Origin of the sequence: Mesorhizobium sp. M0019 (assembly GCF_040323975.1) — a bacterium.
Lineage (GTDB): Bacteria > Pseudomonadota > Alphaproteobacteria > Rhizobiales > Rhizobiaceae > Mesorhizobium.
Window position 1 is genome coordinate 1 of record NZ_JAMYVK010000116.1, and the last position, 2,540, is coordinate 2,540.

General features: G+C 63.5%; 2 protein-coding genes. Both read right to left on the reverse strand.

Annotation, left to right across the window (positions count from 1 at the left end; all coding sequences use genetic code 11):
- Positions 1–222 precede the first annotated feature (222 nt).
- Positions 223–1,254, reverse strand: coding sequence for a tetratricopeptide repeat protein (locus NKK47_RS34835; RefSeq protein WP_352579905.1), 1,032 nt, complete (start codon positions 1,252–1,254; stop codon positions 223–225).
- 59 nt (positions 1,255–1,313) lie between these two features.
- Positions 1,314–2,225: a non-homologous end joining protein Ku gene (ku, locus tag NKK47_RS34840; RefSeq protein WP_352579903.1), complete on the reverse strand. Its 912-nt coding sequence runs from the start codon at positions 2,223–2,225 to the stop codon at positions 1,314–1,316.
- Between the last annotated feature and the right edge of the window lie 315 nt (positions 2,226–2,540).

Genomic DNA, 2,540 nt, shown 5'->3' on the forward strand with positions numbered 1-2,540 from the left:
GGCGCGATAGCATGCAAAACTGTTCGCGATGTCCTCGCACATCTGTTCGCGATGTCCCCAGTCCAAACACCCTTGTGGGAGAAGGTGGCCGAGCGAAGCTCGGTCGGATGAGGGGTGTTCCAGGGAACGCCGACGCCTCATTTCTTCCAACACCCCTCAACCGTCTCGGCGCTGCGCGCCGATCCACCTTCTCCCACAAGGGGAGAAGGAGGCGCTACTACCTCACCCCGCCGACATCCGCGCCAGCTGCAAATCCACGAACTGTATCCCCTTGGCGGCCGTGCGCGCCCATTCGGAATTGGCGTCGAGCTCGAGATAGCGCACCCAGCGACGCCGCGCCTCGGCGAGATTGCCGGCGTCGAACTCCAGCCTGGCAAGGTTGAATACCGCATCGGCATAATCAGCGTCCAATGCGATCGCCTTCAGCAAATGGCGGCGCGCCGAGGCTACCCGCCCCTCTTCGCTCATCAGCCCGGCAAGATTGAACCAGGCCTCGACGAAGCCGGGGTCGCACTTGATGGCGCGGGCATAGTCGTGCGCCGCCTCGGCCGCGTGGCCGGCGGCGCGCAGGCAGTTGGCGCGGTTGAAGGCGGCGATGGCATCGCTTGGGTCGATGGCCAGGCAGCGCTGGTAGAGCGCGGCCGCCTGCTCGTGGTCTTCAGCCCCTTCCGCCGCCTCGGCATCGGCGAACAGCTCTTCCAGCGTGTCGTCATCCTGCGTTCCCAGATCGAACAGCAGCTGGCCGTCGAGTTCGCTCTGGCCGCCCTCGAGATAGATCGCGTCGGCCCGCCCATGCTGTGAGCCGACGGCGAGCGACTTGGCGGTGAGCGAGGCGACCGGGCCCGACCGGTGCACCGAGCGCGCAATCGCCCCCCATGAGGCGCCGCCGGCAACCAGCCCGGCATATTTGCGGGCGAGGATCAGGTCGCGAAAGGAATACGGTTCGCAATCATGCTCGAAGGCATCGAACAGCGACAAAAGGTCGAGATCCTCGCCGGTCAGCCGCGACTGGTCGATCAGCGACTGCCGCGACAGCGCCGAAGCCTCCGGCGCTTTCATCAGGCCGAGCAGGCGCAGGAAGCCGTTCTCGCTGACCAGCTTGCGCCCGGCCGCGCGCTCGGTGACGACGCGGCGCTCAATCTCGGCATCATCGGCCTTGGCGAGGAACGTCCGCCCGAATACCACATGGGTGGTCCGTCTGGTGACTCCGCGCCGCAATTGGCCCTGCCGGCGCGCGACCTCGCGCGCCGCCATGCGAAGCGGAAACGCCGCGAGCGCGCCGATAGTGCCGAAGATCGTGCCAGTGGGCGCCGTCACCCTTTGCTCTTACCGACGGCCTGCAGCAGATTGGCCTTGAGCGGGTTTTCCTTGGCGCCGCCCTTGGCGGACTTTGCTTTGGCTGCCGGTTTCGTCGCCTCATCGGCCTTGCTCTTCGACTTGGCTGGCGGCTTGGCCGATTGGGACAGGCTGGCCTTCAGCGCATCCATCAAATTGATGACATTGCCGCGCTCGGGGGCCGCCGCGATGATCGGCTTATGGCCCTTCAGCTTCTCGCGGATCATCGCCATCAGCGCGATCTCGTAGCGGTCCTCGTAATTCTTCGGATCGAAGGTGGTTTCCTTCTGCTTGATCAGCGCCTCGGCCAATTGCAGCATTTCGGGATCGGGGTTTCCGGCCGGGATATTGCCGAAATACTCAGCCGTGCCACGCACTTCGTTCGGATTCCTCAAGGTGCAGACGAACATGCCGTTCTCGCGCGCGCCGATCGACACCACGCGCTCGCGGCTGGACAGCACCAGACGGGCGATCGCCAGCTTGCCGGATTTGCGCATGGCTTCGCGCAGCACGACGAAGGTCTCCTCGGCCATTGCGCCGTCCGGCGCCAGGTAATAGGGCGCGTCCTGATAGATGACGTCGACCGAATGCTCGTCGACAAAGGCCTCTATGTTCATCGTATGATTGGATTCGATGCGTACCGCATCGAGATCGGAGTCCTCGATGATGATGTACTGCTTGTCCTCGTATTCGTAGCCCTTGACCAGGTCTGAACGCTCGACCAGCCCGAGTTCGGGGTCGACCGGCTTCATGTTGATGCGGTTGTGCGTCTTCTTGTGCAGCTGGTTGAAGCTGATGCGCTCGCTGGCGCTGGTCGCCGGATAGAGCCGGACCGGACAGCTGACCAGACTGAGCTTGAGGTAACCTTTCCAACTTGCCCTGGGCGCCATGAAATACTCCTACGCGGCCTTGTGCTGTCGAACTGTTCGCAGCGTTCATTCGTCCGGAGGACGAACGGGGCTGCCGAAATCCTACATTGCCCCTCACAATACCGCCAAATCCCTAGCGAAATCTTCCATCTCGGCTGAGGGGTCGGCGGTGGGACCCGGCGCGAAGAATAATTCAAATTTTCCGGAGCGTCGATGGAGTCTAGATGGGGCGGCTCGCAGGGTGCAGATGCCGGCGGGACAGCGCCCCATAAGCGCTAACTTAGGGCATGGCAGCTATCCTTGCTGCGGCGGATTGGTTTTTGCGCCGTCTTGGTG